We start from the raw sequence: 22,096 nt of genomic DNA, 5'->3' as shown, positions 1-22,096 counted from the left end.
AGGGAGACCGCAAATGATCTTCATTACCGCCAAGTTCCCGGTCAAGCCGGAACATGCGGACCGCTGGCCCGAGATCGCGAAGTCGTTCACCGAGGCGACCCGGGCCGAGGCCGGCTGCATGTGGTTCGACTGGTCCCGCAGCCTCGACGACCCCAACGAATTCGTGCTGGTCGAAGCCTTCCGGGACGGCGACGCGGGCGCTGCTCACGTCGGGTCGGCCCACTTCAAGCAGGCCCAGCAGGATCTGCCACAGTATCTGTCGGCCACACCCAAGATCGTCAGTCAGACAATTGATCAGGACGGCTGGTCCGAACTGGGAGAACTCGCCGTCAAATAGACGCACGGTCGTGCCCGACCGGAGGTTCACCGCACTTGAGCGCCCTTCCTACCGTGGGTCCCCCGGGACCCTGGAGGAGATTCGTGCGCGTGGCCCTGGCCGCCGTCGTGGCGGTCACGCTGCTGGCGGCCGGCGGTGTCATCGCCTGGTCGCTGCGCTCCCCGGCGACGGTCGGGCGGGTCACGGCGGCCTCCGGCGGCACGGTCACGACCGACGAGGGGGTGTCGGTCCGGTTCGGGCCGGGGGCGCTGACCGCCGACGCCGAGGTCCGCATCGTGCCGCGGCCCAGCATCGAGGCGCCCGACGGGCTGGGCTGGATCGCCGAACCGGTCGACATCTCGCTGCGCGGCGCGGCCCTGCGCACCTCGGCCACGGTCACGCTGCCGCTGCGCGAGGAACCCGCGGACGGGCTGCTCACGGTGGTGTCACGCGACGGCAACCGGGTCTGGAGCAGCCAGGGCGGCACGCTCGACCGGGCCGCCCGCACCATCAGCACCACCGTTGGGCAGCTGTCGATCCTCTCCGCCGGGCGTGCGGTGGTCACGACACCCGATGTGACCGGCGGCGCCGGGGCGTACGAGGCACCCGACCCCGACTGCGGCACCACCCGCTCACAACGCTGGACCGCGCGCGCCGAGGGCGAGGCCGTGAAGACCTGCGTCGCCGCCGGCGCGACCGACCGTCCGGCCCTCATGCGCGTGGTCAGCAACCGGACCTCCGGGCAGTTCGCCGAGCTCGGGCACTATCCGCCGATCACGCTCAGTCAGCCGAACCGGGCCAGCGTGGCCGACACCGTGTGGCGCAAGCTGGGCGAGGCCGACCGCGACCACACGTTCCTGCCCGCAAAGGGCGAGCTCGACATCTCGTTGCCGGGCAACCTCAGCGCCGTTGACTTCGTCACGCGTACGGGCCCGGACGTCGCCGTCGCCGAATACATCGTCCAGGCGATGAGCTCGGCGTTCGTGCCGGCCGAGGTCACGGTCAAGGCCGTACAGTGCGCTCTGGCCCTGCCCCTCGACGCCCTGGACGGACGGGTGGCCGCGTGCGTGAGCGACGCCTTCGCGGCCACGCCGCTGCTGGCCGAGGGGGTCGCCGACAACCAGGCCCGAGCCGACCGGGCCGACGTACGCGGTGCCGTGATCGCGGCCATGCACGGCCTGCCCGGCGTCGCGGCGTCCCTGCCCACCGCGAGCGACGGATGGCGGGTGATCGCCGAGCGCAGCCCGGTCATCCCCGGCAAGGCGCTCAACGAGCCCGGCGGTTCCATCCCGGCCGCGGTGGTGACAACCCAGGAGCGCCTGTACGCTGCGGCCACGCGCGACTCGCTGACCGACGCGCTGCCGCCGAGCGGGCTGGTCTTCGCCAACACGAGCCTCACCGGCCCCCGCGTGAGCGACGCCGTGGCCGCGTTGGTCACCACCCCGCCCCTGCGCTGGCCCTGCGACGAGACCTCCCGCGACGGCTACGTCTACGGCCTGGCCGACCCCAACCTGCTCACCTACCCGGCCCGCCTGACCGACCTGGGCCTGCCGCCTGAAGACGTCGGCATCGTGCGCCAGACGGCCGGGCGCGGCAAGAACTACCGCCTGTGCATCGCGCTCGACGGCACCTGGACGTCGCTGGTCGCAGCCACCCCGCCCGGCGACTTCCCCCAGGCCGAGGCGGCGAAGCTGGGCGCCCTGGGCTCCGGCGCGTGCCGGGCCACCGCGACCAACCCGTTCGTCCCGCCCGACTCCACGTGCCGCACCGTCGTGCGGGCCGACCTCGACGGCGACAGCCGTACGGACACCCTGCTGCTCTTCGAACGGGCCGGGCGCTGGACGGCCCGTTCGGTCCTGGCCGCCGGCCGCACCTCCGACGTCGAGCTGCCGTTCGCCTCCGACGATGTCGATCGGCCGTTCGACGGCCCGGTCGTGCTCGACAGCATCGACCTCGACGGCGAGCCGGGGGAGGAGATCGCCCTGCGCGGCGGCGCCGGGCTGTGGCTGCTGTCGCTGACCTCCGACGGCCTGGTGCTGATCGACCACCGCTTCGAGACGGCGGCGACCCCCACCCGTACGGCGGGCCTGGGTTGTGCCGACCTCAACCGCGACGGCCGCCCGGAGCTGGTCTCGGGCAGCGCCACCCTCAACCGCGACCCCCGCACCGGCGCGATCGTCGGCGCCGACACGGTCGAGACCCGCTGGACGTGGACCGGGAAGACCCTCGTCCAGGCCGAGACGATCCGCCGGCAGCTCACCGGCCCCCAGGCCGCGGCGGCGGCCGCCCCGCCCTACCGCGAAATCACCTGCACCTGGAAGTAGCCGGCGCCGCGAACTCACGTCGCTGAGCCTCCAGCCGCGGCTCTACATCCGGCGGGTGCGGGGCCGGGCGTTGGCGTCCGCGGCGATGTGGTGGTTGGTTTTCGGTTTCGCGTACGGCGTCTTCGCGCTGACCAAGCCGAGCTGCGCCCCGCCCACGTGCGACAACGACCGCCAGATCTTCTTCATGGCCGGCGTGGGGATCGTGTTTCCCGCGCTGCTGCTCGGCCTGGCCGTCAGCGCGGGCCTGACCGCGCTGGCCCACCCGCCGGCGCGAACGGGCGTCTGGCTCGGCACGATCACCGCGTGGGTCATCGTGGTGGCCGAGTTTCGTCGCCCTCTCGGTGGCGCTGGTCTATGCCGGCTGACCTGTTGATGGCCGGCCCGCCACCGGCGTGGCGGGCCGCACCGGTCAGTTGAGCAGGGCGCTGACGTACGGGTACCAGGCGTTGGCGATCTTCACGTTGCCGTTGTCGTTGGGGTGTACGCCGTCGTAGGTGTCGGTTGCGGGGACGAAACCGGTCCACTGGTCTACGACCTTGATGGGGGACGCGGCTGTGGTGAGGCCGGCCGCCCAGGCTGGGATGGCGGCGTTCAGGTTGATGACCCGCTGGGCGCAGTCGGCGCAGTTGGAGGCGTTCATCGGGATGATCTGGGCGACCAGGATCTTCATGGTCGGGTTGGAGGCGCGCATCTGACCGACCAGCTTGGTGAACGCGGCCAGGATCGTCTCGGGTGGGAAGTTGCTCCAGACGTCGTTCGTGCCGAAGTGCATCATCACGGCGTCCGGCTTGGTGGCGGCCAGCCAGCCGACCAGCTGGTCCTGAGCGGCGACCGACGTGGCCAGGAAGCCGCCGTGGCCCTCGTTCTCGCCGTCGTAGGGGAAGCCGCAGCCCTGGCCGGGGAGCGTGCCCACGAAGTCGACCTTGGCGGCGGGGAGTTTCTGCCAGAGCAGGGCGCGCCAGCAGCCCGGCGAGCCCGTGATCGAGTCACCCAGCGCCATGATCTTGACGGGTGAGCCGGTCGGCGGCGTGGTGGGAGGCGTCGTCGGGGGTGTGGTCGGAGGGGTCGTCGGCGGCGTCGTGGGCGGAGTCGTCGGAGGCGTTGTCGGGGGTGTTGTCGGGACGGTCCCGCCGGTGCAGGCGACCCCGTTCAGGGCGAACGACGCCGGGGCGGGGTTGCTGCCGGTCCACGAGCCGTTGAAGCCGAACGACGCGGTGCCGCCGGTGGCCAGGGAGCCGTTCCAGGCGGCATTGCGTACGGTCACCGACGCCCCGGACTGGCTGACCGACCCGTTCCACAGCTGCGTGATCGTCTGGCCGGCCGCGAAGCCGAAGGTGAGGGTCCACGAGCTGACCGGGTCGCCGAGGTTGGTGATGTCGACGGCCGCGCCGAAGCCGCCGGGCCACGAGCTCGACACGGTGTAGCGGACCTGGCATCCGGCCGCCGCCTCAGCCGGACCGGCCACGGTGATCACGGCGGTGGAGACGACGGCAGTCACGGCAGCCAGCGCGGCCAGCCGACGCGGGGAAGGCTTGCCGGGCCGGCGGTAGGAGGTGTCGCGCGGCCGGCGCAGGGCCGGAAGGCGGAAACCGCGGATCAAGGGCCGACGCGGGGAGGACGCGTGAAGGTCGGGCGGGACGGACCCCTGAAGGTGAGGCGGGGAGGAAACGCCGAGCCGGCGCAGCAGGGGCAGCCGGGGCCGGCGCGGGGAGGACGGCCGAAGGGGGTCCGGGGAAGGCACTCGGGGGCGGAGCATGGGCACCTCTTGGGGGGTGATTGATAACGGTGGATTTCCGCATGATGACATGGGAGCGCTCCCAATCCAACCTTGACCGTCCGCCTGAAACGCGTCACCCTGGGAACGCTCCCATCCACGTATCTCGATCTAAGGACCCCCTGTGGCCAGAAGAGGCAAGATCGCGGCCGTCCTCGCCGTCGCCACCGTCGGTGCGGGCATCCTGGTCGCCGCCCGGGCCGATGCGGCCGCCGGCTGCCAGGTGCGCTACTCGATAGCGAGCTCCTGGCCTGGCGGCTTCGGCGCCAATGTGGAAGTCACCAACCTCGGCGACCCGGTGAACGGCTGGACGCTCGGCTTCACCTTCCCGGGCAGCCAGACGATCACCCAGCTGTGGAACGGGTCGGTGACCCAGTCCGGGGCGTCGGTGTCCGTACGCGACGCCGGTTGGAACGCTTCAATAGCCACCAACGGCACGACGAGCTTCGGCTTCAACGCGAACGGCGAGATCGGCACGCCGAGCACGTTCACACTCAACGGCGTCGCCTGCACGGGAACGACCCAGCCGACCACGCCCCCGCCCTCGACCACCCCACCGACGACAACGCCGCCCACCACGACCCCACCGACGACGACCCCGCCCACGACGACGGCCCCGGCCGACGGCAAGCAGCGGGAACGCCTCGACCGCGGCGTGATCAGCGTCCGCTCCGGTTCGGCCAACCTGGTCAGCTGGCGCTGGCTGGCCACCGACCCGTCCGGCATCGGCTTCAACGTCTACCGCGGCACCACCAAGCTCAACGCGTCGCCGATCACGACGTCCACCAACTACCTGGACTCCGGCGCCGCCGCGAACGCCTCATACACCGTACGGGCCGTGCTCGGGGGTGTGGAACAAGCCGCCGAGGGCCCGTCGCTCACCTTCGCCAACGGCTACCTCGACGTCCCGATCCAGAACCCCAACAGCTCCCTGTACGCCGCCAACGACGCCAGCACGGGCGATCTCGACGGTGACGGGAAGCTCGACCTGGTGCTCAAGTGGGATCCGCTCAACTCGAAGGACAACTCGCAGTCGGGCGTCACCGACCCGGTCTACGTGGACGGTTACAAACTCGACGGCACCCGGCTCTGGCGCATCAACCTCGGGCGCAACATCCGGGCCGGGGCGCATTACACCCAGTTCCAGGTGTACGACTACGACGGCGACGGTGACGCCGAGATCGCCATGAAGACGGCCGACGCGACCGTCTCCGGCACGGGCCAGGTGATCGGGAGCTCCAGCGCCGACTACCGCAACTCGTCGGGATATGTGCTGAGCGGTCCGGAGTATCTGACGATGTTCGACGGCCGTACGGGGGCGGCGTTGTCCACCGTGGACTACGTGCCTCCGCGCGGCACCGTGTCGAGCTGGGGCGACTCGTACGGGAACCGGGTCGACCGCTTCCTGGCCGGCACCGCCTACCTCGACGGCAGCCGCCCCAGCCTGATCATGGCGCGCGGTTACTACACCCGTACGGTGGTCGTGGCCTGGGACTTCCGCAACGGCACGCTGACCCGGCGCTGGACCTTCGACAGCAACAGCTCGACCAACAGCGGCACCGCCGGGCAGGGTAACCACCAGCTCGCGGTGGCCGACGTCGACCGGGACGGCAAGGACGAGATCGTGTACGGCTCGCTCGCCATCGACGACAACGGCGCGAAGCTGTGGAACACGGGCTACGGACACGGCGACACGCTGCACGTCGGAGACCTCGACCCGTCCCGTACGGGCTTGGAGGTCTTCAAGGTCGACGAGGACTCCAGCAAGCCGTCGTCGTGGTTCGCGGACGCCCGTACGGGACAGATCCTGTGGTCCACCCCGGCGAACGGGGACAACGGACGCGGCGTGTCGGCCGACATCTGGTCCGGAAGCCCGGGCGCCGAGTCGTGGTCGTCGGCGGTCGACGGCGTACGGGGGCCCTCCGGTTCCGTGGTGGCCTCACGCAAGCCGAGCTCGACCAACTTCGTGATCTGGTGGGACGGCGACGCGCAGCGGGAGTTGCTCGACCAGACGCGGATCGACAAGTACGGAACGTCGGCCGACACCCGGCTGCTGACGGCATCGGGCGTGCATTCGAACAACGGCACCAAGGCAACGCCGTCGCTGAGCGCCGACCTGCTGGGCGACTGGCGCGAGGAGGTCATCTGGCCGACCACGGACAACACGGCCCTGCGGATCTACTCGACGCCCATCACGACCGACCGCCGGGTGGTGACGCTGATGCACGACATCCAGTACCGCGAGGCCATCGCCTGGCAGAACACGGCCTACAACCAGCCGCCGCACCCCTCGTTCGCCATTTCGTAGTTCAACCATGGCCGGGGCCGTCCCTGGCCGGGGAGGCCGGAGAGCCCGAAGCAGCGCGTCCACAGCCCGATGCGCTCGCTTCGGGCTCTCCGGCATCAGTGCGGAACTGCTTCGCCAGCGGCGCGGGCCCGGTTGGCCCGGCAACAAAGTCAGCCGTTTCTGCGCCGAACCTGGTTAGTACCTGACCAGTCATTTGACCGCAGCACCCCTCGTGCCGCGTTGCACCTGCCGAACCCGTGGACAAGGCCAGCCAGCAGCAGATACTTATTGTTACGTCTCGATCACTCTAAGATGAGGCCTACAGCTGACATTGACTGGCGTGATGTTGAGCCTCGCGAGGAAGTGACAGATGGCTGCAACGGCGGAACTTTGGGCACGGTACGGCCACCGGCGGCTGTACGTGACAGTGGAGGAAGACGGCACAAAACTCGGGTTCTACGATCTCAAAACCGGTCGAGCTTGCAACGTCCCTTCGGCGCGTCTGAACGAGTTCCTGGAAGCGATCACGGCTTGGAAGACTGCTCACCCTGATGAACTCGACCCCGTCGCCGAACCGCCTGCCCATGCCCCCGGGGAAGCTCCGGACTCGGCCAGCCCTCGCCCGTGGAAAGATCTCGCACAGAATCGACCTGGCCAATCCGCCGCCGAGGTCGCGGACGCTTACCGCCACGCTCAACCGCTCCGCAGCCTCGCGAGTCGGGTGCTCGGCACAAAGAGCGATGAGCGCGGTTGGCGCGTCGGAGCAGCTGGCGAGGTCAAGACCGCGCGTCAGTTGGCGAAGCTGACCAACCCCGGCCTGTTCGACAGAATTGCGCCAGGCAGATGGTATGCCTTGCACAGCATCCCCATCGGGGAACGCGGTCGAGACATCGACCACCTGGCAATAGGGCCTCCCGGCGTCTTCGTTATCAATAGCAAGAATCATCAGGAACTCGTCACGGCTACCGATGCCGCCGTGTTCCTAGGCGGACGCCGCACGCGGTATGCCGAGGTCGCGCAGGATGAGGCAATACGCGCGTCCCGTCTCTTGACCGCTGCTTGCTCAGTGCAGTTGCCGGTCACGCCGATGCTTTCCATCGTGAATGCTCCCACTGTCGTGCGCGGATGCCCCCGAGGTGTCATCGTGTTGCGGGTTGACCAGGTGGCAGAGTGGCTTGCGAGTCGGCCCGTGCGGTACCAAGCGAGCACGGTCGACAAACTCTTCGAGGTCTGCCGCCGATCCACGACATGGGAGCAGTAGCCGCCTCCCGATCTGAATCCTCACATCTTGAAGGTGCGGCGCGGGGATCGACACTTCTCGCCGTCGGTTCTGCAGCGGCCGCCGCGGCGGAAGACCTCGTTGGACGCCGTGAAGCCTCGGCTCCAAGCAACGTGTAACCGAGGCTTTGCTGAGTCCGAGGTCCCCGCTACAGCCCGCGGGATCCGGTCAGGCGGATGATCGGCATCTCGCGGTCGGTCTTCGTGGCGTACTGGGCGAACCGGGGCGCCTCCTTCAGGATCAGCTGCCAGGCCCGCTCGCGGTCGTCGCCGTGCAGCTGCTCGGCGGTGACCTCCTCGGTGCGGCCGCCCACCTCGATGCGTACGTCGGGGTGGGCGGCCAGGTTGTAGTACCAGGCCGGGTTGTCGGCGGCGCCGTTGGCCGAGGCGACGATCAGCCGGCCGCCGCCGGGCTCGGCGAACCAGCCGACCGGGTGGGTGCGCTCCACGCCGCTGCGCCGGCCGACGGTATGCAGGACGAGCACGTTGAAGCCCATCATGCGGGCGTTCTTCCGGACCCGCCCGCTCATGATCTTGTTGCCGAGCCGCAGGAACCATCCCTTGGGCTGCCGAGCACCGTAGGTTCCGCGCTTCGAGTCGAACGTCATCCCGCACCCCTCTAAGGTTTTGCTCATGATTTTGCGACACGTGACGGTCGACAGCGCCGAGCCGTACGAGCTGGCCCGCTTCTGGAGTGCGGTGACCGGCTGGCCCTTGGGCGACGACGACAAGCCCGGCGACGACGAGGTGCTGATCGAGGCGCCCACGCCGGTGCCCGGTCTGCTGTTCATTCGTGTGCCCGAGGCCAAGACCGCCAAGAACCGGGTCCACTTCGACTGGATGCCCGACGAGCGCACCCGCGACGAGGAGGTCGACCGGTTGACGGCCCTGGGCGCCAAGCTCTTCGAAGACCACCGCACGTCGGACGGCCTGGGCTGGGTCACCATGCAGGACCCGGAGGGCAACGAGTTCTGCGTCGAGCGCAGCACCTCTGAACGCGGCCTCTAGTCTTCGGCCGTTCGCAGAATGACGGCCGCTCAGCGGTCGGCCGAGGTGTGCAGCTGCCGGTCGCCGTAGGGCCAGGTCAGCGTCGGGTCCAAGGTGGCCGCCCGGGTGAGGTCGGCTGAGGCTTGCTCCGTACGGCCCAGTTCCCGTTCCGCCATGGCCCGCCCGACCACGTGGGTGGCCGCTCCGGGGTCGAGTTCGATCGCCCGGGTCAGGTCGGTCAGCGCTTCGTCGTGGCGTTCGAGGTTACGCAGCACAGCCCCGCGGATGCTGATCACCCAGCCCGATTCCGGGTTGGGACGTACGGCCTGATCGAGGTCGGGCCGGGCTTCGGTGAACTGGCGCCAGCGTTCCAGCAATGTGGACTTTCCGACGCCGCCCTCGCCGTGCACGGTGAAGATGAACGCCCGGCGCTCGTCGTCGGCGGACCAGCCGAAGTTGGCCCGGAACCGGGTCAGCTCGTCACCGCGGCCGACGAAGGTGGCCCCCCGCCTACGCCGCAGCACCGCCTGGATGGATTCCACGGCCCCAGCGTGTCAGGAGATCGCCAACCGCGACAGGCCCGCGGATTGAGGCGTCCAGCACCTGGGCCGTGTGGGCCATCGCCATGGCCGTGCCGCCCTGCCGTTGCAGCGAGGCGGCGACCTGCATCATGCACCCCGGGTTGGCCGTCACCAGCAGGTCGGCGCCGGTGGCGAGCACGTTGCGGGCCTTACGGTCGCCCAGTTCGGCCGCCGGCACCGGGTTCAGGATGTTCCAGATGCCGGCCGAACCGCAGCACAGTTCCGGGTCGGCGATCTCGCGCAGGGAAAGGCCGGGAATTCCTTTGAGCAGGGCGCGCGGCTGGGTCCGGATCCCCTGGGCGTGGGCGAGGTGGCAGGCGTCGTGATAGGCGACCGTCATCGGCAGCGGGTGGCGGGGCGCGACCGGGCCCAGTTCGTCCAGCAGTTCGGCCAGATCGCGTACCTTGGCCGAGAAATCCGCCGCCCGCGAGGCATAGTCGGGGTCGTCGGCGAGCAGTTCGCCGTATTCCTTGAGCGACGAACCGCAACCGGCCGCGTTGACCACAAAATAGTCCATGCCGGTGCGGGCGAATGTGTCGATCAGGCGGCGCGCGAAATGGGCCGCCTCCTCCCGGCGGCCGTTGTGGACACTCAGGGCGCCGCAGCATCCCTGGCCGGGCGGAATCAGCACTTCGCAGCCTTCCGCGGCCAGGATGCGTACGGTGGCGGAATTGACCTCGGGGAAGAAAGCGCCCTGCACGCACCCGGTCAGCATGCCCACTACCGCCCGTCGGGTGCCGCGCGCGAGAACCCGTCGTGGGGGCGGGGGAACCTTGCGCAGCCGGGGCGCGAGCGATTCCAGCGTCGCCAGGGTGGGCCCGAGACGGTCGAGCAATCCGCTGCGTTTCACGAGTTTCTGCAAACCCGTTCCCTGGTACGCCCGCAGGGGTCCCCGAAGCAGGCGAAGTCGCCGCGGATAGGGGAACACCGCGAAGATCGCCTTCCGCAGAAGCGCATCGCCGCGCCCGCGCGTGAACCGCCGCTCGACCTGGGCGCGGGTGTCCTCGATGAGCCGGTCGTATTTCACGCCGGACGGGCAGGCGGTCACGCACGACATGCAGCCCAGGCATGCGTCGAAATGCTCCACCATCGACTCGCTCATCGGTTCGCCGGTGATGCCCTCGTTCATCAGATAGATGCGCCCGCGCGGCGAATCGGCCTCGTTTCCCCACAGCGAATAGGTCGGGCAGGTCGGCAGGCAGAAACCGCAGTGCACACAGTCAGCGATCAGATCGGCGCGCGGTGGGTGGAATTCGTCGAAAGCCTGACCGGCCATCCGGAGGACATCTTCCGGCGGCTCCCCGGTGCCCCACGTCGCGTCGACCATCAGATGCCTCCCACGAATCGGCCGGGAGCGAACCGGTGCCCGGGATCGAACTGGTCCTTGATCCGCCGCATCAACGCCAGACCCGGGACGGGTCCCCACATGTCCAGGATGTCGCGTACGGACGCGGGCGCTGTCAGCACGACCGCATGCCCGCCGCCCCGCACGCACAACGCCCGCAGCCGTTCGACCTCGGTGATGTCGCGCGCCGCGGCATAGAGCACCCCGGCCCCGGCCGACCCGCGCACGGCCGAACCGGTCTCGATCAGCGCGGGCACCTGCGACAGCGGCACCGAGAGCTTCATCCCGATCCCGTCCTCGGGCCACGGCGGCCGGCCCCACCAGCTCGGCGGCTTCTCGCTGACCTCGCCGGCGAGCAGCTTCTCGAGCAGAGCCGACCTTTCCCGTACGCCGGTAGGGGTGCCCTCGACCAGCACGGCCAGTTCCCCCGTGGCCGAGTCGACCTCGATCGCCGTGGGCGCCACCTGAGCGGCCAGGATCGCCGGCACCGCCTGCGCCGGGGCGGTCGACCGGACGTAAGCGTGGGCCGCCGGCCGTGGATGCAGGCGGAACACGCACTCGGTGATCAACCCCAGGGTCCCGTACGAGCCGGTGTAGAGCTTGCCCAGGTCATAGCCGGCCACGTTCTTGACGACCTTGCCGCCGGCCTTCGTGACCGTGCCGTCGGACCGCACCACGGTGATGCCGATCAGCAGGTCGCGAGCCGTGCCGTAGTGCATGCGGCGCGGCCCGCTGGCCCCGGTCGCGACCGTGCCGCCGACGGTCGCCCCCTCGGGCGCGTCGAGGGCTAGCTGCTGGTCGCCGAGCGCGAGGTCGTCGAGGGGCGTGCCGGCCCGCAGCACCGTGATCAGGTCACCCGCGGCGTGCTCGACCATCCCGGTCAGCCGCCGCGTGTCGATGATCAGGTCGAGCGCGCGCGGGGCGGGCCCCCAGTGCAGCTTCGTGCCGCCGCCGCGCACCACCACGGTCAGGTCCCGCGCGGCGGCCACCAGAGCGGCCGCCTCCTCGGTCGACGCGGGCGCCCCCACGAGACGGGCCGGCACGCCGCCGACGTGATCGTCGCCGGTCGCCGGGCGGGTCAGTTCCTCCAGGGCGCCCATCAGAAGACCTCGACCCCGGGGAAGCGCTGGTGGAGGCCGGAGCCGGGCTTCTCGCCGCACAACCGTGGCGTCGGAAAGATCTTGCCGGGGTTCGACAGCATCGCCGGGTCGAACGCGCACCGCACCAGCTGCATCGTGTCGAGGTCGTCGGCGCCGAACATCCGCGGCATGTACTTCGCCTTGTCCATGCCCACGCCGTGCTCGCCGGTGATCGACCCGCCGTACTCGATGCACAGGTCGATGATCGCCCCCGACACCGTCTCGGCCCGCTCGGCCTCACCCTCGACGTGAGCGTCGAACAGCACGAGCGGGTGCAGGTTGCCGTCCCCGGCGTGGAAGACGTTGGCCACCCGTACGCCGTGCTCGCTCGCCACCTCCGAGATGCGCCGCAGCACCTCGGGCAGCGCCGTCCGCGGGATGACCCCGTCCTGCACGATGTAGTCGGGGCTGATCCGCCCCACCGCGGCGAACGCCGACTTGCGGCCCTTCCAGAACAGCGCCCGCTCGGCGTCGTCGGCCGCGATCCGGATCTCGAACGCGCCGTTTCCCTCGCACAGCCCGGTGACCTGCTCGAACTGGGCCTCGACCTCGGCCCCGGGCCCGTCCAGCTCGACGATCAGCACCGCCGCCGCGCCGGGCGGATAGCCGCAGGCGACCGCGGCCTCGGCGGCCTCGATGGCCAGCGCGTCCATCATCTCGATGGCGGCCGGCACCACCCCCGCCCCGATGATCGCCGAGGTGGCGGCCCCGGCCTGGTCGATGCTTCCGAAGGCGGCCAGCAGCGTCCGGACCGTCTCGGGGAGCCGGGTCAGCTTCACGGTGACCTCGGTGGCGATCCCGAGCGTCCCCTCCGACCCGACAAACGCGCCGATCAGGTCGTAACCCGGCGGGTCGGGCGCCCGGCCACCGAGGCGCACCAGGTCGCCGTCGGGCGTGACGATCTGCAACCCGGTCACGTGGTTGGTGGTGAAGCCGTATTTCAGGCAGTGGGCGCCGCCCGAGTTCTCGGCCACGTTGCCGCCGATCGAGCAGATCTGCTGGCTCGACGGGTCGGGCGCGTAGTAGTAGCCGTGCGGGGTGGCGGCCCGCGTGACCTGCAGGTTGATCACGCCGGGCTCGACGACCGCGCGCTCGTCGGCCGGGGCGACCTCGACGATCCGGCGCATCTGGGCGGTGACGATCAGCACGCCCTCGGCGTGGGGGAGGGCGCCGCCGGAGAGCCCGGTGCCGCTGCCCCGGGCGACGAACGGGACCCCGGCCTCGGCGCAGGCCCGGACCACGGCCGCGACCTGGGCCGCGGTGTGCGGCAAGGCGACCACGGCCGGGACGACCTTGTAGTGGGCGAGGCCGTCACATTCGTACGTCCGTAGCTCCTGCCGGTCGGTGATGACCTGCGCGGGGCCCAGCTCGGACCGCAGGCGCCGGGCGAGGGCGTCGATGTCGGGCATGGGGGCCTCCTTCCCGACAACCTAACCCGAGTGCTCACTCAGCGCGATGCTGTCGATCGGTCCCGTAGTAGTTGCGGCGCCGCCCTCGACCCCGGCGGCCGGTCTGGGATTATGGCCCGATGTTCGTTCGCGCTGTGGTGACCGGGGCCTGCGCCCTCCTGCTGGTGGCCGGGTGTTCCGGCGACGACGACCCGGCCCCGGAACCGACCGGGAACATCGCCGTCACCACCATGCGCGGCGCGCTGCTCCAGGCCGGTGAGATCGGGCCGACCTGGGCCGCGCCGGAGCAGAGCGCCGACCCCGACCAGCTGGTGAGCATCTGCGGCGGCACCACGACCCCACCCAGCGTGCCGCCCGGCGGCGAGGTCGTGGCGTCGTCCTTCGTGGACGAGGGCCAGAAGGGCGCGCAGACGCTCGATCAGACCGCGCTCGTCTACGGCAACGAGACCTTGGCCACGGCCGCGCTGACGGCCCTGCGGGCGGTCGCGGACGGCTGCCAGGCCAACCAGGAGGTGCCGGCCACCGTCAACGACGAGAAGTCCGAACCCGCGTACACCGAAACCGTCGAGATCAAGACACTCGACGAGTCGGGATGGAAGGGCTTCGTGGTGGTGCGGCACAAGAAGTACGAGCCGAAGCACCCGGGCACCGCGGACATCGCCGTAGCCATCCTGAACAGCAGGAATGTCGTGCTCGTGGACACGTACGCGATCTATCGCCTGAACAACTCGAGCCCCTCGCCGAACTTCGACGCGGACTGGCAGAGGTTGGTCGGCAGCGTGGTTCAGCGAGTCAGCTAGCCGGGTGGGATAGACACGACGGCCCGCCGTCGTCTAATGTTCCCAGTGCGCCGTTGCGAGTTCTTCCCCCGTGGAATTCGCAGCGGCGTCTTACTTTCGAGGGTTATGAACCCACCGGCAAGACATCGAACCCCCTGATTGTCAGGCTCTCGCGCCGCCTGGCCCCATCCCTGAGGTGCAGGCCGGGCATCCGTTCGAAGAGCCGGGGAAAAGCGAGCTCCGCCTCGAGCCGGGCCATCGGCGCACCCAGGCAGTAATGCATGCCCCCGCCGAACGACAGCGACGCGTTGTCGGGCCGCCGCAGGTCGAGCCGGTCGGGGTCGGTGAAGCGACGCGGATCACGGTTGGCCGAGCCCGTGTACGCCACGATCCGGTCACCGGGCTCAAAATGCACCCCGGCGATCGTGGTCGGTTCCAGCGCGGTCCGGTCGATGTTCTGCACCGGCGAGTCGTAGCGCAGCAGCTCCTGCACCGCCGAGGCCGGGTCCCCGATCATGTCGGGCAGCTGCTCCGGATGCCCCAGCAGCGCCACCAGCCCGTTGGAGAGCAGGTTGGTGGTGGTCTCGAAGCCGGCCGCGAACAGCAGCCCGGCCATCGTCAGCAGCTCGTCCTCGGTGAGCCGGTCGCCCGCCTCCTCGTGGCCGACCAGGGCGCTCATCAGGTCTTCCCGGGGCCGCCGGCGCCGCTCGGTGGCGAGAGCGGCGAGATATTCCCGTACGGCCTTAGCCGCCGGATTGGCCTTCGAGAGCACCTCGGGCGTGATGTCGTCGAGCACGGCCGACCAGTCCGACACCAGGTGCTGGAACTGGGCCCGATCCTCCGGCGGGATGCCCAGCAGCTCGCTGATCACGTTGCAGGGCAGCGGGAACGCGAACGCCGGCACGAAGTCGCAGGAGTCGCCCATCGCGTCGATCAGGTCGTCGACCATCCGCTCGGTCGCGGGCCGTAACGCCTGCACCCGGCGGGCCGTGAAGCTCGAGCTGACCAGCCGCCGCAGGCGCGTGTGGTCGGGCGGGTTGATGCCGAGCAGGCTCGTGAAATAGCCGTAGAGCGCCGGGTGCTCGGCCCAGTCGGCCAGCCCGGCGTGGGCCAGCAGCTCGACCGGCATCTTGCCGAGTTTGTGGTCCCGCGCGACCGCCGCGCACTCGGCGAACCGTGTGACGATCAGGGTGCCGTCGTCGGCCCGGACGACCGCGCCGATCTCGCGCAGACGCATGTAGTGGCCGTAAGGATCCTCGCGCCCAGCCGCGGTGGTGAGCTCCCTCAGAAGTGCCGAAACCTCGCGACTTTCCACAATGTCCGCCACAACTTGACCATACAAGCTGCAGGCCCCGGCATGAATTGACCGGATGTGACAGATCAATTACCAGTAGTGCTCAACTTCGGACTTGAGCCGCGGCGTTTCATGTTTTAGGCTCTCCGAGTTCCATAAACCACAGTTGATGGCGCCTACATCGGGGGATGTGCATGGACGCGTTCCTCGCGTTCCTGCTCATGGCGCTCGCGCGGCTGTGGTGACCCGTCGGGGGAGGGGGCGTGGGTGGGCGCCTTCCCCATCGCGGAAAAGCTGGACCGGCTGTTCAAGCAGCACAAGCCGGAACCCAGTTACATGGCCGTGTCCGAGGCGATCCGGGCCGGCCAGGGCGTGGCCATCTCGCACACGTACATCTGGCAGCTGCGCACCGGCCGGCGCGACAATCCGACGGTCACGCATCTGACCGCCCTCGCCACCTATTTCGGCGTCCCGGTGGCCTATTTCATCGACGACGAGCAGACCCGCCGCATCGACGATCAACTTCAGTTGCTGAAGACGATCCGCGACGCCGGGGTCACCGAGATCGCCCTGCGCGCGGCCGACGTCTCGCCCCGGGGGCGAGACATGATCAGCGAGCTGATCCGGAAGGTCTGGGAGTCCGAGCGCGGGGCGGAGAGCTGACGGGCCGTTTCGCGAGCTTCCGGTACGCCTGACTGACCGCGCTCAACCACGCGACCTCGTCCGCCATCTCCGGGCCGACCGGAGCCCAGCCGCCGGTGTGGTCGGCCGGCTCGACCCCTTCGGCCCGCCGTCGCAGCGCCCCGGCGATCCGTTCCGCCTCCGCCACCGGGCCGCCGGCCCCGGCGTTCTCGGGCAGGTAGCCGCGCAGCGCCATCATCCCGTCCCGGATCTCGATCACCCGTCGGTAGAGCCGCAGGTGCACGTCGTCGACCCCGGCCAGCTCGACGATCGCCCGGCGCGGCGAGAAGAGGATGATCGCGGGGAACGCGTCCCGCATCGCCTTCCACAGCGGCCGCAGGGCCAGCAGCGACCGGTAGGCCGCCAGGGCCGCCCGCGCCCGGGGGAAGGCCGTGACCGATCCGCCCACGACCATCAGCAGCGCGCTCGCCGCCTGCACGAACATGGCCGGCGGGTCGATCGCGGCCAGGTCCAGGGTGACGCCCGCGCCCAGGATCACCATCACCACGGCCCGGAAGAACGCGTCCAGCGCAAGCAGCCCGGCCCCGGTCGCCAGCGTGCGCAGCGCCCATCGTGACCAGCGGGCCGGCACCTCGGCCCCGATCGCCCAGAAGAACCGGGCCGAGGCGGCCAGCGCGACGCCGACATAGAGATCGAGCGCGACCCAGTAGGCGACCGCGCCCGGGGTCAGCTCGCCTGCCGGCAGGCCCGGGGCGACGAAGACCGCGGCCGCGGCCACGAGAAGGAGGGCCAGCACGGCGGCGGCCGAGGCCAGGTGCCACCGGAGGCCGCGGTGCGCGACCAGCAGGACGAAGCGGAGCAGGAAGTAGGCGGCGATCATGGCCGACAGATGCTGCACGGCGCCTGCCCGCAGCACCTCGAGTTCGGCCGCGACCGGCGGGTAGGCCGCGGTCCGCGAGATCGCCAGCGCGATCACGGCCGCGGTGATCGCGCGCTGCGGCCGGTCACGCCAGATGCCGGGCAGCCGCGTCACCGCCAGGCCCCAGAGAAACGCGAGCAGGACGGCGGAAACGATCATCAGGTGAGGCCGAGCGCGTCCGTCACCCGGCCGAGCGCGGTGCGGGGCCGGCGGGACGAGCCGCCCCGGATCAGCGAGGCCATCATCTCGGCCTCCCGCTCCTGCGCGTCGGTGTAGCCGGCCCGGCCCAGCACGCGCCGTACGGCGTCGGGGTCGAGGTCGGGGAAGAGCCGGCCGATCGCCGCGTCGGCTCCGGAGTGTCCGCAGAGGATGTGCGAGAGCTCGTGCAGCACGATGTGCTCGGCGTGCAGCGGCGACGTGCCCGGGTCGAAGAAGACGTGGTCGGCCCGGTCGGTGCCGATCCACAGCCCGCAGGGCGCCTCGGCGCTCAGCCCGGGGATGGGCTGACGGATCAGCGGGCGGCCCCGGCGCGCGGCGACCTCGTCACAGAACTGGTCGAGGTCGAAGGGGTCGGGCACACGGATGCCGCGCAGTCTCGCCTCGCACCGCCGCCGCAATCCCTCCACCGCGGACACGGTACCCGTCCGTTTCGCTGCGCGGAACTGCGCGGAGAAAGCGCTTACCGAACAGGGGGTGTCGAACCCGTGTGGAATACCCCACCGGGCTGTTAACTATTCGGCCATTCTCTGCTTAGCCTTACGAACCTTGGGGCAGGAACCAGTTAGACCGAGGATTCATAACCGGAGGTGGCTGGCGATGGAGAAGTTCGTCTACGACTTCGCCGAGGGAAACAAGGATCTCAAAGACCTTCTCGGGGGCAAGGGCGCCAATCTCGCGGAGATGACCAATCTCGGCCTGCCGGTCCCGGCCGGCTTCACGATCACGACCGAGGCGTGCCAGCGTTTCCTGGCCGAGGGCGCGCACGTCGACGGTCTCGACACCGAGATCGACCAGCATCTGGCCGCGCTCGAGGAGACGATGGGCAAGCAGCTCGGTGACCCGGCCGATCCACTGCTGGTTTCCGTACGGTCCGGGGCCAAGTTCTCGATGCCCGGGATGATGGAGACCGTTCTCAACGTGGGGCTCAACGACGAGTCCGTCGCGGGGCTGTCGCGCCAGGCCGGGGGCAACGACCGCTTCGCGTGGGACTCGTACCGCCGCCTCATCCAGATGTTCGGCAAGACCGTCTGCGACGTGCCCGGCGAGGAATTCGAGGACGCGCTGCACAAGGCGAAGGTGGCCAAGGGCGTCAAGGACGACGTGCAGCTCGACGCGGCCGACCTCAAGGAGCTCGTGGCGGCGTACAAAAAGGTCTTCGTGAAGCACGTCGGGCACGACTTCCCGCAGGATCCGCGTCAGCAGCTCGACCTCGCGATCGAGGCCGTCTTCAAGTCGTGGAACGCGGACCGGGCCGTTCTCTACCGCCGCCAGGAACGTATTCCGGCCGACCTCGGCACGGCGGTCAACGTGGTCGCCATGGTCTTCGGCAACCTCGGCCCCGACTCGGGCACCGGCGTCGCCTTCACCCGCGACCCGGCCACCGGCGAGAGCGGCATCTACGGTGACTACCTGCAGAACGCGCAGGGCGAGGACGTGGTGGCCGGCATCCGCAACACGCTGCCGCTGGCCGACCTCGAGAAGATCGACAAGAAGTCGTACGACGAGCTGCTGCAGATCATGGCCACGCTCGAGGGGCACTACCACGACCTGTGCGACATCGAGTTCACCATCGAACGCGGCAAGCTGTGGATGCTGCAGACACGCGTCGGCAAGCGTACGGCGGCGGCCGCCTTCACGATCGCCGCGCAGCTGATCGACGAGGGCATGATCGACCTCGACGAGGCGGTCACCCGGGTCTCGGGGGCGCAGCTCGCGCAGCTGATGTTCCCGCGGTTCGACCTCTCCTCCGACCCCGCTGCGCTCACCCGTGGGGTGGGTGCGTCGCCCGGCGCCGCCTACGGTCGCGTGGTCTTCACCTCGGCCGATGCGGTTGCCCGGGCCGCCGAGGGCGAGCAGGTGATTCTTGTACGGCGGGAGACGAACCCGGACGACCTGCCCGGGATGATCGCGGCGCAGGGCATCCTGACCTCGCGCGGCGGCAAGACCTCGCATGCGGCCGTGGTGGCCCGCGGCATGGGCAAGACATGTGTCTGCGGCGCCGACGAGGTCGAGGTGGGCCGCGACCAGTTCACCGTCCACGGCACGGTGGTGCACGAGGGCGACCTGATCTCGATCGACGGTACGACCGGCCGCGTCTATCTCGGTGAGGTTCCCGTACGTCCGTCCGAGGTCGTCCAGTACTTCGAAGGCGACCTCGACCCGGCCCAGGCCAACGACCCGCTGGTCGCCGCCGTGCACCAGCTCATGACACACGCCGATTCCCGCGCGTCGCTGCACGTCCGTACGAACGCCGACACCGGCCCCGACGCCGCCCGCGCCCGCCGGTTCGGGGCGCGGGGGATCGGGCTGTGCCGCACCGAGCACATGTTCCTGGGCGACCGCCGCGAACTGGTCGAGCGGCTGATCCTGGCCCACAACAAGGCCGAGCGTGACGACGCCCTGGCCGCCCTGCAGCCGTTGCAACGGGCCGACTTCCTCGACATCTTCCGCGAGATGAACGGGCTGCCGGTGACCGTACGGCTGATCGACCCGCCGCTGCACGAGTTCCTGCCCTCCCTCGAGGAGCTGGCGGTGCAGGTGGCGGTGGCCAAGGCGCGGGGCTCGTCGGGCGAGCAGACCGAGCGGGACGAGCGGATGCTGGCGGCCGTGCGGCGCATGCACGAGTCGAACCCGATGCTCGGCCTCCGGGGCGTACGGCTGGGTCTGGTCATTCCCGGTCTGTTCGCCATGCAGGTGCGGGCGATCGCCGAGGCCGCGGTCGCCCTCGCCGCCGAAGGGGGCCGGCCCCGCCCCGAGATCATGGTGCCGCTGGTCGGTGCGGTGCAGGAGCTCGAGACCGTACGCGCCGAGGCCGAGAAAATCATCGCCGAGGTGGTCGCCGACTCCGGGGTCGAGGTGCTGATCGGCACGATGATCGAGGTGCCGCGGGCGGCGCTGACCGCCGGGCAGATCGCCGAGGCGGCCGAGTTCTTCTCGTTCGGCACCAACGACCTGACCCAGATGGCGTGGGGCTTCTCCCGCGACGACGTCGAGGGCGCGTTCTTCTGGCGCTACCTCGAGCTGGGCATCTTCGGCATCTCGCCGTTCGAGTCGATCGACCGTGACGGCGTGGGTCGGCTGGTGCGGATCGCGGCCGAGGAGGGACGGGCGCAGCGGCCCGGTCTCAAGCTCGGCGTGTGCGGCGAGCACGGCGGTGACCCGGAGTCGGTGCACTTCTTCCACGAGGTCGGGCTCGACTATGTGTCGTGCTCGCCGTTCCGGGTGCCGATCGCGCGGCTCGAGGCCGGGCGGGCGGCCGTGGAGTCCGCCGGATCCGACCACCGTTGACCGTTTGCGCATTTGCTGCTCTGTCGCCGTCCGGGTGCTGGTCACTCGGACGGCGGTTTTTTGTCGGTGGGGAGGTCTAGCGTGTTCTACGTTCTTCCGACCAGCCGCTCTACGTTCCTTCCAGCCGCTCTACGTTCCGTGCAGCCGCTTTACGTTCCTTCCAGCCGCTTTACGTTCCTTCCAGCCGATGGAGTCTGTGATGGCGTCTCAGCTCAACCCCTACCTGACGTTCAACGGCAACGCCCGCGAGGCCATGGAGTTCTACCACTCGGTCTTCGGCGGCGAGCTCAAAATCAACACGTTCGGCGAGTTCGGCGCGCCCGACCCGGCGCTGGCCGACAAGGTCATGCACGCGATGCTGACCACCGACAAGGGCTACCTGCTGATGGCGTCCGACACGGCGCCCGGCATGACCTACAACCCCGGCGACACGATGACGGTCAGCCTCAGCGGCGACCCCGGCGAGGGCCTGGAAGAGGTCTGGGAAAAGCTGGCCGACGGCGGCGTGGTGCAGATGCCGTTCGAGAAGCAGATGTGGGGCGACCTCTACGGTCAGCTCGTCGACAAGTTCGGCGTCCCGTGGATGGTCGACGTGGTCGCGCCCCAGTAACAGCACGACGCTGCCGGGCGCGTTCGCACACGCACCCGCCCGGCAGCATCTGCTCCCGGCGGGCGTGCGCTTGTTCGGTTTGCCGCCGGTCGGGCTGGCGCTTGTCTCCCGGCCCGGCGGTGTTCGCTTCTGGCCGGGCCGTTGGTCGCGACTTTGCTTGTTCGCGGCGGTCAGCTTCCGGGCGGGCCTTGCCATGTGACATGGCCCGGCCCGGCAGCGTTCGTGCCCGTCAGCTTCCGGCCGAGGCCGGGGTCTGGCACAGGTTGGTGGTCGCGATGGCCAGGATCCGCTGCCCCTTGGTCGCGTCGACCTGGAACAGGTTGATCGCGTCGTTCAGCTGCTCGGCCACGGTCATGCCGTTGACCGCGTCCCGGCACAGGTTGTAACCGTTGTCGACCGCGGTCTTCTCGTCCGCCACCAGGTTGGCGTCCAGCGCCCGCAGCGCCTTGAGATAGGTCGCCTCGTCCCCCTTCGGCAGGTCGCCCGCGGTGTCCTCGACGGCCGCCGGTGTTTTCGGCGTTTCGTCGTCCGAGCAGGCGCTGAGCGACCCCAGGCCCGCCAGTGCCACCAGAACGGTGCCCGTCACGACAAGACGTGCCCCCACGTTGCGTCCCCCTACGTTTCGATCTTCCCCATCTTTACCGCGAGCACGGTACGGGCCTTCCGCCACACCCGAAACAGCCCCCCAGCCATCTTTTCCGGCCAAGCGGTCACCCTCCCACTCATCCGGCGCGCGCCGCGACTGCCCGCTTCGCTCGCGCGTTCGTTCGCGTGCCTCGTGGGATGCGCGTTTGCCGTCTTGTGTGCGCTTCGCGTGTCGGGCGTGCGCGGTGGCTGCTCGCTTCGCTTGCGTGTTTGTGCGCGTGGCGGGTGGGATGCGCGTTTGCCGTCTTGTGTGCGCTTCG

At 69.9% G+C, this 22,096-nt stretch carries 20 protein-coding genes; 10 read left to right on the top strand and 10 right to left on the bottom strand.

What is annotated here, in order from left to right:
* Nucleotides 1-13: 13 nt before the first annotated feature.
* The 3 genes from JIG36_RS31395 to JIG36_RS31385 all read left to right on the top strand — a co-directional run bounded on the left by JIG36_RS31395 (nucleotide 14) and on the right by JIG36_RS31385 (nucleotide 3,013).
* The gene (locus JIG36_RS31395) at nucleotides 14-337 is read left to right on the top strand and encodes a putative quinol monooxygenase (RefSeq protein WP_203380022.1); all 324 of its coding nucleotides are present in this window, start codon (nucleotides 14-16) and stop codon (nucleotides 335-337) included.
* A gap of 83 nt (nucleotides 338-420) precedes the next feature.
* Entirely contained in the window at nucleotides 421-2,640 is a 2,220-nt protein-coding gene (locus tag JIG36_RS31390) for a hypothetical protein (protein ID WP_203380021.1), read from the top strand.
* A gap of 85 nt (nucleotides 2,641-2,725) precedes the next feature.
* Nucleotides 2,726-3,013, top strand: a complete 288-nt coding sequence (locus JIG36_RS31385) for a hypothetical protein (protein ID WP_203380020.1) — start codon at nucleotides 2,726-2,728, stop codon at nucleotides 3,011-3,013.
* Between the two features lie 36 nt (nucleotides 3,014-3,049).
* Here JIG36_RS31385 and JIG36_RS31380 read toward each other — a convergent pair whose 3' ends face one another.
* The gene (locus JIG36_RS31380; RefSeq protein WP_236048568.1) at nucleotides 3,050-4,240 is read right to left on the bottom strand and encodes a cellulose binding domain-containing protein; all 1,191 of its coding nucleotides are present in this window, start codon (nucleotides 4,238-4,240) and stop codon (nucleotides 3,050-3,052) included.
* A 298-nt stretch (nucleotides 4,241-4,538) separates the two neighbouring features.
* Between JIG36_RS31380 and JIG36_RS31375 the strand changes: the two genes are divergently transcribed.
* Entirely contained in the window at nucleotides 4,539-6,722 is a 2,184-nt protein-coding gene (locus JIG36_RS31375) for a rhamnogalacturonan lyase family protein (protein WP_203380018.1), read from the top strand.
* Nucleotides 6,723-7,071: 349 nt separating this feature from the next.
* Nucleotides 7,072-7,962, top strand: coding sequence for a nuclease-related domain-containing protein (locus JIG36_RS31370; RefSeq protein ID WP_203380017.1), 891 nt, complete (start codon nucleotides 7,072-7,074; stop codon nucleotides 7,960-7,962).
* Nucleotides 7,963-8,128: 166 nt separating this feature from the next.
* On the opposite strand, the gene JIG36_RS31365 is transcribed toward JIG36_RS31370, so the two are convergent.
* The gene (locus JIG36_RS31365) at nucleotides 8,129-8,587 is read right to left on the bottom strand and encodes a nitroreductase/quinone reductase family protein (RefSeq protein ID WP_236048567.1); all 459 of its coding nucleotides are present in this window, start codon (nucleotides 8,585-8,587) and stop codon (nucleotides 8,129-8,131) included.
* Between the two features lie 25 nt (nucleotides 8,588-8,612).
* Between JIG36_RS31365 and JIG36_RS31360 the strand changes: the two genes are divergently transcribed.
* Complete coding sequence (locus JIG36_RS31360) at nucleotides 8,613-8,987, top strand: VOC family protein (RefSeq protein WP_438870776.1); 375 nt, start codon at nucleotides 8,613-8,615, stop codon at nucleotides 8,985-8,987.
* Between the two features lie 29 nt (nucleotides 8,988-9,016).
* Here JIG36_RS31360 and JIG36_RS31355 read toward each other — a convergent pair whose 3' ends face one another.
* Genes JIG36_RS31355 through JIG36_RS31340 form a run of 4 tightly spaced genes read right to left on the bottom strand, consistent with a single transcriptional unit; the run spans nucleotide 9,017 to nucleotide 13,440 of the window.
* A complete protein-coding gene (locus tag JIG36_RS31355) occupies nucleotides 9,017-9,508 on the bottom strand; it encodes a tetratricopeptide repeat protein (RefSeq protein WP_203380015.1) in 492 nt (163 codons plus the stop codon).
* Nucleotides 9,477-10,874: a (Fe-S)-binding protein gene (locus JIG36_RS31350; RefSeq protein ID WP_203380014.1), complete on the bottom strand. Its 1,398-nt coding sequence runs from the start codon at nucleotides 10,872-10,874 to the stop codon at nucleotides 9,477-9,479. Before JIG36_RS31350 ends, JIG36_RS31355 begins: the two co-directional genes overlap by 32 nt.
* Nucleotides 10,874-11,992: an FAD-binding oxidoreductase gene (locus JIG36_RS31345; protein WP_203380013.1), complete on the bottom strand. Its 1,119-nt coding sequence runs from the start codon at nucleotides 11,990-11,992 to the stop codon at nucleotides 10,874-10,876. The genes JIG36_RS31350 and JIG36_RS31345 overlap by 1 nt, the downstream gene beginning before the upstream one ends.
* Nucleotides 11,992-13,440 carry an FAD-linked oxidase C-terminal domain-containing protein gene (locus JIG36_RS31340; protein ID WP_203380012.1) on the bottom strand — a complete coding sequence of 483 codons (1,449 nt, stop codon included), beginning with the start codon at nucleotides 13,438-13,440 and terminating at the stop codon, nucleotides 11,992-11,994. Before JIG36_RS31340 ends, JIG36_RS31345 begins: the two co-directional genes overlap by 1 nt.
* A 119-nt stretch (nucleotides 13,441-13,559) precedes the next feature.
* Between JIG36_RS31340 and JIG36_RS31335 the strand changes: the two genes are divergently transcribed.
* Nucleotides 13,560-14,240, top strand: a complete 681-nt coding sequence (locus JIG36_RS31335; RefSeq protein WP_203380011.1) for a hypothetical protein — start codon at nucleotides 13,560-13,562, stop codon at nucleotides 14,238-14,240.
* Between the two features lie 103 nt (nucleotides 14,241-14,343).
* Here the strand turns inward: JIG36_RS31335 and JIG36_RS31330 are convergent, their stop codons facing one another.
* Nucleotides 14,344-15,546 (bottom strand): cytochrome P450, encoded by a 1,203-nt coding sequence (locus JIG36_RS31330; RefSeq protein ID WP_203380010.1) that lies wholly within the window; start codon nucleotides 15,544-15,546, stop codon nucleotides 14,344-14,346.
* A 234-nt stretch (nucleotides 15,547-15,780) separates the two neighbouring features.
* Between JIG36_RS31330 and JIG36_RS31325 the strand changes: the two genes are divergently transcribed.
* The gene (locus JIG36_RS31325; RefSeq protein ID WP_203380009.1) at nucleotides 15,781-16,176 is read left to right on the top strand and encodes a helix-turn-helix domain-containing protein; all 396 of its coding nucleotides are present in this window, start codon (nucleotides 15,781-15,783) and stop codon (nucleotides 16,174-16,176) included.
* Here the strand turns inward: JIG36_RS31325 and JIG36_RS31320 are convergent.
* Nucleotides 16,124-17,233, bottom strand: coding sequence for an MAB_1171c family putative transporter (locus JIG36_RS31320; RefSeq protein WP_203380008.1), 1,110 nt, complete (start codon nucleotides 17,231-17,233; stop codon nucleotides 16,124-16,126). The two genes, JIG36_RS31325 and JIG36_RS31320, sit on opposite strands and share 53 nt — an antisense overlap.
* The gene (locus tag JIG36_RS31315) at nucleotides 17,233-17,700 is read right to left on the bottom strand and encodes a hypothetical protein (RefSeq protein WP_307872984.1); all 468 of its coding nucleotides are present in this window, start codon (nucleotides 17,698-17,700) and stop codon (nucleotides 17,233-17,235) included. The genes JIG36_RS31320 and JIG36_RS31315 overlap by 1 nt, the downstream gene beginning before the upstream one ends.
* Nucleotides 17,701-17,890: 190 nt before the next feature.
* Here JIG36_RS31315 and ppdK point away from each other — a divergent pair, with 190 nt between their 5' ends.
* Nucleotides 17,891-20,581 (top strand): pyruvate, phosphate dikinase, encoded by a 2,691-nt coding sequence (ppdK, locus tag JIG36_RS31310; protein WP_203380007.1) that lies wholly within the window; start codon nucleotides 17,891-17,893, stop codon nucleotides 20,579-20,581.
* Nucleotides 20,582-20,780: 199 nt separating this feature from the next.
* Nucleotides 20,781-21,191 carry a VOC family protein gene (locus JIG36_RS31305; RefSeq protein ID WP_203380006.1) on the top strand — a complete coding sequence of 137 codons (411 nt, stop codon included), beginning with the start codon at nucleotides 20,781-20,783 and terminating at the stop codon, nucleotides 21,189-21,191.
* A 229-nt stretch (nucleotides 21,192-21,420) separates the two neighbouring features.
* Here the strand turns inward: JIG36_RS31305 and JIG36_RS31300 are convergent, their stop codons facing one another.
* Entirely contained in the window at nucleotides 21,421-21,795 is a 375-nt protein-coding gene (locus tag JIG36_RS31300) for a DUF732 domain-containing protein (protein ID WP_203380005.1), read from the bottom strand.
* Nucleotides 21,796-22,096: the final 301 nt, after the last annotated feature.

Source organism: Paractinoplanes ovalisporus, from assembly GCF_016834655.1.
GTDB lineage: Bacteria > Actinomycetota > Actinomycetes > Mycobacteriales > Micromonosporaceae > Actinoplanes > Actinoplanes ovalisporus.
Note: the sequence above shows the minus strand (reverse complement) of the source record. Positions and strands in the feature narration are given on the sequence as shown.

Bases quoted from the DNA above. Each gene is read 5' to 3' on its own strand.
- JIG36_RS31370 (WP_203380017.1), top strand. From the start codon at position 7,072: ATGGCTGCAACGGCGGAACTTTGGGCACGGTACGGCCACCGGCGGCTG.
- ppdK (WP_203380007.1), top strand. From the start codon at position 17,891: ATGGAGAAGTTCGTCTACGACTTCGCCGAGGGAAACAAGGATCTCAAA.
- JIG36_RS31360 (WP_438870776.1), top strand. From the start codon at position 8,613: ATGATTTTGCGACACGTGACGGTCGACAGCGCCGAGCCGTACGAGCTG.
- JIG36_RS31385 (WP_203380020.1), top strand. From the start codon at position 2,726: ATGTGGTGGTTGGTTTTCGGTTTCGCGTACGGCGTCTTCGCGCTGACC.
- JIG36_RS31395 (WP_203380022.1), top strand. From the start codon at position 14: ATGATCTTCATTACCGCCAAGTTCCCGGTCAAGCCGGAACATGCGGAC.
- JIG36_RS31345 (WP_203380013.1), bottom strand. From the start codon at position 11,992: ATGGGCGCCCTGGAGGAACTGACCCGCCCGGCGACCGGCGACGATCAC.
- JIG36_RS31365 (WP_236048567.1), bottom strand. From the start codon at position 8,587: ATGACGTTCGACTCGAAGCGCGGAACCTACGGTGCTCGGCAGCCCAAG.
- JIG36_RS31340 (WP_203380012.1), bottom strand. From the start codon at position 13,440: ATGCCCGACATCGACGCCCTCGCCCGGCGCCTGCGGTCCGAGCTGGGC.
- JIG36_RS31350 (WP_203380014.1), bottom strand. From the start codon at position 10,874: ATGGTCGACGCGACGTGGGGCACCGGGGAGCCGCCGGAAGATGTCCTC.
- JIG36_RS31320 (WP_203380008.1), bottom strand. From the start codon at position 17,233: ATGATCGTTTCCGCCGTCCTGCTCGCGTTTCTCTGGGGCCTGGCGGTG.
- JIG36_RS31335 (WP_203380011.1), top strand. From the start codon at position 13,560: ATGTTCGTTCGCGCTGTGGTGACCGGGGCCTGCGCCCTCCTGCTGGTG.
- JIG36_RS31305 (WP_203380006.1), top strand. From the start codon at position 20,781: ATGGCGTCTCAGCTCAACCCCTACCTGACGTTCAACGGCAACGCCCGC.